This is a genomic window from Microtetraspora niveoalba, from assembly GCF_001570405.1.
Lineage (GTDB): Bacteria > Actinomycetota > Actinomycetes > Streptosporangiales > Streptosporangiaceae > Microtetraspora > Microtetraspora niveoalba.
Genome location: NZ_BBYM01000080.1, coordinates 1 through 8674, shown reverse-complemented (window position 1 = coordinate 8674; position 8674 = coordinate 1). Strand labels below are relative to the sequence as shown.

Here is an 8674-nt window from a genome sequence, read left to right as displayed (position 1 = left end):
ATCGCGCTGTATTCGACCGTGACCGGCGGATCGATCGACACCTGCGTGATGGACGCGGCGTATTGGTATGAGAACTTGCGGTCGCCGGTGTTGTTCGAGGAGACGGCGCGGGCGTTGTTGGCGGATGGCCGGTCGGTGTTCGTGGAGTGCAGTCCGCATCCGGTGTTGACGGTCGGGGTGCAGGAGACCGCGGAGGATGCCGGGGTCGAGGCTGTCGCGGTGGGCACGTTGCGGCGGGATGACGGCGGGGCGGAGCGGTTCCTGGCGGCGTTGGCCGAGGTGTGGTGCGCGGGGGTGGAGGTCGACTTCACCGGTTTCGTGCCGGGTGGCCGTCGGGTGGAGCTGCCGGCGTACGCGTTCCAGCGTGAGCGGTACTGGCTGGAGTCCTCGTCGGTCGCGGCGGAGGCCGACCCGGTCGAGGCGCGGTTCTGGGACGCTGTCGATCGCCACGATCTGGCCGAGCTCTCGGCGACCCTGGACCTGGAACCGGACGGGTCGCTGGAGTCGGTGTTGCCCGCACTGGCGACCTGGCGCAATCGGCGCCGCCTGGACGCGGCCATGGATTCGTGGCGTTACCGGGTCACCTGGAAACCGTTGACCGGTCAGCGCGCTGCCGCTCTCTCCGGCAGGTGGCTGCTGATCACCGTCCAGGGAGCGACGCCGAGCGAGGGAGTCGAGGCGGCGTTGCGCGCGGCCGGTGCCGAGGTCGTGGTGCTGGCTGTTGAGAACGCTGATCGCGAAGCGCTGGCCGATCGCATCCGCGAGGTCTTGTCCGAGGGCGAGCCGGTCGGCGTGCTCTCGCTCGCGGGGACGGCCGAGGGGCCGTACACGACTGGTTCCGCGGTCCCGGCCGGTGTGGCGATGACGCTGGGTGTGGTGCAGGCCCTGGGGGACGCGGGAGTCGCGGCTCCGTTGTGGGCGGTGACGGTCGGCGCGGTGTCGATCGGCCGGTCGGATCCGCTGGTGAGTGCGGTGCAGGCGCAGGTGTGGGGGCTCGGCCGGGTCGCGGCGTTGGAGTATCCGGAGCGTTGGGGCGGTCTGATCGACCTGCCGGCGGTCGTCGACGACCGTGCGGGTCGCAGGCTGGTCGCGGTCCTCTCGGGTGATGAGGACCAGGTGGCGATCCGTGCTTCGGGTGTGTACGGGCGGCGTCTGGTGCGGGCGGTGGCTGACGGCAACGGGTCTCCGTGGTCGCCGTCGCGGCCGGGGACGGTGCTGGTCACGGGCGGCACCGGCGCGTTGGGTGCGGTCGTGGCGCGGTGGCTGGCGGAGTCCGGTGTCGCGCATCTGGTGTTGACGAGTCGTCGTGGTACGGCGGCGCCGGGTGTGGATGAGCTGGTGGCGGAGCTGACCGGGCTGGGTGCTCGGGTGACGGTCGCGGCGTGCGATGTGGCCGATCGGGGTGCGGTGGCGGGTGTGCTGGCGGGGATCCCGGCGGACGTCCCGCTGACGGGTGTCGTGCACGCGGCGGGCGTCCTGGACGACGGAATGGTGGACGCCCTGACGCCGCAACACTTCGAGCGCGTGGTGGCGACGAAGGCGGCCGGTCTGCTCGCCCTGGACGACCTCACCACCGGACATGACCTCGACCTGTTCGTGGTGTTCTCGTCGCTGTCGGGCGTGGTGGGCAGTGCCGGGCAGGCCAACTACGCGGCCGGGAACGCGTTCCTGGACGCGTGGATCCAGCGGCGCCGCGATCTCGGGCTGCCCGGGTTGTCGATCGCCTGGGGCGCATGGGCTGAAGGCGGGCTCGCCACCGACCAGGTGGTGCTCGAACGGCTGCGGCGCGGTGGCGTGGTCCCGATGGATCCGGCGGTGGCGATCCGGGCCATGGCCAAGGCGATCGACCATGGAGAGACCACCGCGGTCGTCGCGGACATCGACTGGCCGCGCTTCCTCGACGGGTTCACCGGAGCCCGACCGAGTGCTCTCCTCTCCGATCTGCCCGAGACGGCGGCCCTGCCCGCCCCGGCCGGTCACGACAACGACTCACGGCTGTGGGCGGAGTTGGCGGCCGCGCCGGCCGACCGGCGCAGGCAGGTGTTGCTGGATGTCATCCGTACGCTGGCGGCGGCTGTGCTCGGGCATGATTCCGGCGCGGCGATCGCGCCTGCTCAGGCGTTCCGTGAGTTGGGCGTCGACTCGTTGATGGCGGTGGAGTTCCGTAACCGGTTGAACGCTGAGACGAAGTTGCGGTTGCCGGCGACGTTGGTGTTCGATCACCCGACTCCGGCCCGGCTCGCTGATCATCTGCTCGGTCTGTTGTTCGGTGGTACGGCTCCGCTGGCCGAGGTGGTGGCGTCCGCGGTGGATCGGGTGGACGAGCCGGTCGCGATCGTGGGGATGAGTTGCCGGTTCCCGGGTGGGGTGAGCGGTCCCGAGGAGTTGTGGCGGCTGGTGGCCGGTGGTGTGGACGGTTTGTCGCCGTTCCCGGTCGATCGTGGCTGGTCCGAGGATCCCGGTGCCACCTACGCGCAACAGGGCGGCTTCATCGACGGGGCGACCGAGTTCGATGCGGGGTTGTTCGGGATCTCGCCGCGTGAGGCGTTGGCGATGGATCCGCAGCAGCGCGTCCTCCTGGAGGCCGCGTGGGAGGTGTTCGAGTCGGCCGGGGTGGATCCGCGTTCGGTACGCGGCACCTCGATCGGTGTCTTCGCCGGGACCAACGGCCAGGACTACGGGGCGTTGCTGGCGGCCTCCGATGAGCAGGTCGAAGGGCACGTGCTGACCGGCAACGCGGCGGCCGTACTGTCCGGCCGGTTGGCCTACTTGTTCGGGCTTGAGGGTCCTGCGGTGACGGTGGACACGGCGTGTTCGTCGTCGCTGGTGGCCCTGCACCTGGCGGTGCAGGCGCTCCAGCGTGGTGAGTGTGAGATGGCGCTCGCCGGTGGTGTGACGGTGATGTCGACCGCCGGTGCCTTCGCGGAGTTCGACCGGCAGGGCGGTCTGGCTGCTGATGGGCGGTGTAAGGCGTTCGCGGCGGGGGCGGACGGCACCGGCTGGGGTGAGGGTGTTGGTCTGCTGCTGGTGGAGCGGTTGTCGGACGCGCGGCGGCTCGGGCACGACGTGTTGGCCGTGGTGCGGGGGAGCGCGGTCAACCAGGACGGCGCCTCCAACGGCCTGACGGCTCCGAACGGGCCGTCGCAGGAGCGGGTGATCCGTCAGGCGTTGGCCAATGCTCGGCTCACGCCCTCCGACGTGGATGTGGTCGAGGCGCACGGCACCGGCACGCGGTTGGGTGATCCGATCGAGGCGCAGGCGTTGCTGGCGACCTACGGCCAGGAGCGGGACCACCCGCTCTGGCTGGGGTCGGTGAAGTCGAACATCGGGCACACGCAGGCGGCGGCGGGTGTGGCCGGTGTGATCAAGATGGTGCAGGCGATGCGGCACGGCGTGCTGCCGCCGACGTTGCACGTGGACGAGCCGACCCCGCACGTGGACTGGTCGGCGGGCGCGGTGGAGCTGCTGACCGAGGCGAGGCCGTGGCCGGAGGTGGATCGGCCACGCCGCGCCGGTGTGTCCTCGTTCGGTGTCAGCGGCACCAATGCTCACGTGATCATCGAGCAGGGTGATCCGGCGCCGGTCTCGGATGGCGGAGAGCACGTGGGTCCGCTGCCGTGGCTGATGTCGGCGCAGACGCCCGGCGGCCTGCGTGCCCAGGCTGCCCGGCTCGCCCAGCGCCTGAACTCACGGCCCGACGACGGCACAGCCGATGTGGCTTGGTCGCTTGCCACGACCAGGGCGGCTCTGGCCCATCGGGCGGTGATCGTCGGTGGCGATCGTGCGGAGCTGCTTCGTGGGCTTGACGCTCTGGCCGCCGGTGAGCCCGGTCCGGGCTTGGTGTCGGGTGTGGCCGGTGAGTGCCGTACGGCGTTCTTGTTCACCGGTCAAGGGGCGCAGCGGGCCGGGATGGGCCGCGAGCTGTATGCGCGGTTCCCGGTGTTCGCGGACGCGTTCGACACGGTGTGCGCGGAGCTGGACCTGCGGCTCGATCGGCCGGTGCGGGATGTCGTGTTCGACGGTGTCGATCTCGATCAGACGGTGTGGGCGCAGGCCGGACTCTTTGCTGTGGAGGTGGCGTTGTTCCGGCTGCTGGAGTCGCTCCAGGTGGTCCCGGACTTCCTGCTGGGCCACTCGATCGGTGAGATCGCCGCCGCGCACTGCGCCGGAGTGTTGTCGCTGCCGGATGCGTGTGCGCTGGTGGCGGCGCGGGGCCGGCTGATGCAGGCGCTCCCCTCGGGTGGCGCGATGCTGGCTGTGCAGGCGTCCGAGGCCGAGGTGGTCGAGGCGGTCGGCGGCCTGGTGGACGTCGCGGCGGTCAACGGCCCGAGCTCGGTGGTCGTCTCCGGGGATGCCGGGGTGATCGAGGAGCTGGCGGCGCGGTGGGCGGCGGAGGGCCGTAAGACGAGCCGGTTGACGGTGTCGCACGCGTTCCATTCGCGGCTGATGGAGCCGATGCTGGCGGAGTTCGCGGCCGTGTTGGAGACGCTGACGTTCGCCGAGCCGCGGATTTCGATCGTGTCGAACCTGACCGGCGAGGTGGCCGGGCCCGGGCTGCTCACGTCCCCGGCGTACTGGGTGCGGCAGGTGCGTGAGGCGGTGCGGTTCGCCGACGGAGTCGGGTGTCTGGGTGAGCGGGGGGTGTCCCGGTTCGTGGAGCTGGGACCGGACGGTGTGCTCTGCGCGCTGGCCCAGCAGACGCTCGACGGAGTGTTCGCGCCGGTGATGCGCCGGGATGAAGCGGGAGTTCTGCGCCGGGATCAAGCGGGAGTGCTGCGCCGCGACGAAGCGGAAACAGCGCCGGCCCAGCAGTCTGTCGACGCGGTGTTCGTGCCGCTACTGCGCCGCGACCGGGACGACACCGAAACGGTGCTGACGGCGCTGGGCCGGTTGTGGGCGGCCGGTGTCGACGTCGACTGGACGTCCGTCCTTCCGGGTGGCCGCCGGGTGGAGCTGCCGGCGTACGCGTTCCAGCGGGAGCGGTTCTGGCCGAAGCCGAGAGCCACGCGGTTGGTGGTGCCCGGTGATGTGGTGGAGTCCCGGTTCTGGGAGGCGGTCGAGCGCGAAGATCTGGGCGATCTGGCCGCAGCTCTGGACGTCGGCGAGATGCCGGAGGAGTTCGGCTCGGTGTTGCCGATGTTGTCGTCGTGGCGCAGACGGCGTCGCCGGGAGTCGGTGGTCGAGTCGTGGCGTTACCGGGTCACGTGGAAGCCGTTGACCGGTCAGCGCACGACTGCCCTGTCCGGTAGGTGGCTGCTGATCACCGCCCAGGGAGCGACGCCGAGCGAGGGAGTCGAGGCGGCGTTGCGCGCGGCCGGTGCCGAGGTCGTGGTGCTGGCTGTTGAGAGCGCTGCTCGCGAGGCGCTGGCGGATCGCATCCGCGAGGTGGTTTCGGATGGCGATCCGGTGGGCGTGTTGTCGTTGGTGAGTGCGGCTGAGGAGCCGTTCGACACCGGTTCGGTGGCACCGATGGGGCTGGTGGCGACTCTGGCGCTGCTGCAGGCGCTCGGTGACGTGGGAGTGGCGGCTCCGTTGTGGGCGGTGACGGTCGGCGCGGTGTCGATCGGCCGGTCGGATCCGCTGCTGAGTGCGGTGCAGGCGCAGGTGTGGGGGCTCGGCCGGGTCGCGGCGCTGGAGTATCCGGAGCGTTGGGGCGGTCTGATCGACCTGCCGGCGGTCGTCGACGACCGTGCGGGTCGCAGGCTGGTCTCGGTCCTGACCGGTGACGAGGACCAGGTGGCGATCCGTGCTTCGGGTGTGTACGGGCGGCGCCTGGTGCGTGCGCCGCTGCCGCCGGCCCGGACGGCGTCATGGTCGACGTCGGGGACGGTGCTGGTCACGGGCGGCACCGGCGCGTTGGGTGCGGTCGTCGCGCGGTGGCTGGCGGAGTCCGGTGTCGCGCATCTGGTGTTGACGAGTCGTCGTGGTACGGCGGCGCCGGGTGTGGACGAGCTGGTGGCGGAGCTGACCGGGCTGGGTGCCCGGGTGACGGTCGCGGCGTGCGATGTGGCCGATCGGGACGCGGTGGCGGGTGTGCTGGCGGGGATCCCGGCGGACGTCCCGCTGACAGGCGTTGTGCACACGGCGGGTGTTCTGGATGACGGCACCTTGGACGCTCTGACGCCGGAGCGGTTCGAGGCGGTGCTGGCGGCCAAGGTGTCGGGGTTGGTGCATCTCGATGAGCTGACCCGGGATTGCGAGCTGGACTTCTTTGCGGTGTTCTCGTCCCTGGCGGGGGCGGTGGGCAGTGCCGGTCAGGGCAACTACGCGGCGGCGAACGCGTTCCTGGACGCGTGGGCGCAGCGGCGGCGTGATGCTGGTCTGCCGGGTGTGTCGGTGGCGTGGGGGCCGTGGGCGCAGGACGGCATGGCGGTCTCCGGAGCGGTGGCGGACCGGGTGCGCCGAGCGGGGTTGCCGGCGATGGACCCGGCGCTCGCGCTCGACGCGCTGGAGCGGATCGGTGACGACGGCGAAGTGAATGTCGCGATCGCCGACATCGACTGGCCGCGGTTCGCTGAGGCGTTCACCGGTGCCCGGGTGAGCCCGTTGCTGGCGGACCTGCCCGACGTGATGGCGGCCGGTCGGTCCGCGGAGGTGGACGGGGTGGCGTCGGTGCGGGCCGAGCTGGCGTCGGTTCCGCCGGTCCAGCGTGGGCGAGTCCTGCTCGACCTGGTACGAGGGTGCGCCGCGGCGGCGCTGCGACATGATTCGCCGGACGCGGTGGAGCCGGGGCGGGCGTTCCGTGAGCTGGGCTTCGACTCGTTGATGGCGGTCGAGTTCCGGAACCTGGTGGGTGCGCGGACCGGGCTGCGGTTGCCGGCCACTCTGGTCTTCGACCGGCCGACTCCGGTGGTGCTGGCGCAGTTCCTGGAAGAGGAGCTGTTCGGCCGGGACTCTTCAACCGGTGAGACGGCGGCCGAGGTGGTGGCGTCCCCGGTGGATCGGGTGGAGGAGCCGGTCGCGATCGTGGGGATGAGTTGCCGGTTCCCTGGCGGTGTGAACACCCCCGAGGAGTTGTGGCGGCTGGTGGCCGGTGGTGTGGACGGTTTGTCGCCGTTCCCTGCTGATCGTGGCTGGGCTGTGGACTCCGGTGTCGGTTATGCCCGGGTCGGCGGGTTCGTCGATGGGGTGACCGAGTTCGATGCGGGGTTGTTCGGGATCTCGCCGCGTGAGGCGTTGGCGATGGATCCGCAGCAGCGGCTGCTGTTGGAGGCCGCGTGGGAGGTGTTCGAGTCGGCCGGGGTGGATCCGCGTTCGGTGCGCGGCGCCTCGATCGGCGTGTTCGCCGGGACGAACGGTCAGGATTACGGGGCGTTGCTGGCGGCCTCGGATGAGCAGGTCGAAGGGCATGTGGCCACGGGTAACGCGGCGGCGGTGTTGTCGGGTCGGGTGTCGTATGCGTTCGGGCTTGAGGGTCCTGCGGTGACGGTGGACACGGCGTGTTCGTCGTCGCTGGTGGCGTTGCATCTGGCCGTGCAGGCGTTGCGTAACGGCGAGTGTGAGATGGCGCTGGCTGGTGGTGTGACGGTGATGTCGACCGCCGGCGCGTTCGCGGAGTTCGACCGGCAGGGCGGTTTGGCCGGTGATGGGCGGTGTAAGGCGTTCGCGGCGGGGGCGGACGGCACCGGCTGGGGTGAGGGTGTCGGGCTGCTGTTGGTGGAGCGGTTGTCGGACGCGCAGCGGCGCGGGCACGACGTGTTGGCCGTGGTGCGGGGGAGCGCGGTCAACCAGGACGGCGCCTCCAACGGCCTGACCGCGCCGAACGGTCCGTCGCAGGAGCGGGTGATCCGGCAGGCGTTGGCGAACGCGCGGTTGTCTCCGGCTGAGGTGGATGTGGTGGAGGCGCACGGCACGGGCACTCGGTTGGGTGATCCGATCGAGGCGCAGGCGTTGCTGGCGACCTACGGCCAGGAGCGGGACCACCCGCTCTGGTTGGGGTCGATCAAGTCGAACATCGGGCACACGCAGGCGGCGGCCGGTGTGGCCGGTGTGATCAAGATGGTGCAGGCGATGCGGCACGGCGTGCTGCCGCCGACGTTGCACGTGGACGAACCCACTCCGCAGGTGGACTGGTCCGCCGGCGCGGTGGAACTGCTGACCGATGCGAGGCCATGGCCCTCCGCCGGTCGGCCGCGGCGCGCGGGTGTGTCCGCGTTCGGTGTGAGCGGAACGAACGCCCACGTGATCATCGAAGCCGCGCCGGTCGTTGACGAGGTCGAGCCCGTTGCGGGTGTGGCCGGTCCGCTGCCGTGGCTGATGTCGGGCCGGTCGCGGGAGGCATTGGCGGCGCAGGCGGAGCGGTTGCGCGGGTTCGTGGCGGATCGGCCGGAGCTGGCATCGGTGGACGCCGCTTGGTCGCTTGCCACGACCCGGGCGGCTCTGGCCCATCGGGCGGTGATCGTCGGCGGCGATCGTGCGGAGCTGCTTCGTGGGCTTGACGCTCTGGCCGCCGGTGAGCCCGCTCTGGGCTTGGTGTCGGGTGTGGCCGGTGAAGGCAGGACGGCGTTCTTGTTCACCGGTCAGGGTTCGCAGCGGGCCGGGATGGGGCGGGGCCTGTATGCGCGGTTCCCGGTGTTCGCCGATGCCTTCGACGCTGTCTGCGCGGAGCTGGACCTGCGGCTCGATCGGCCGGTCCGGGATGTCGTGTTCGACGGGGCGGATCTCGATCAGACCG

The 8674-nt window shown here is 71.2% G+C and carries 1 protein-coding gene; it reads left to right on the top strand.

The genetic code is table 11. The features are described 5' to 3' along the window. Positions 1–48: 48 nt before the first annotated feature. The coding region (locus AWQ70_RS41855; protein ID WP_245647336.1) for a type I polyketide synthase at positions 49–8674 on the top strand (8626 nt) is incomplete at its 3' end.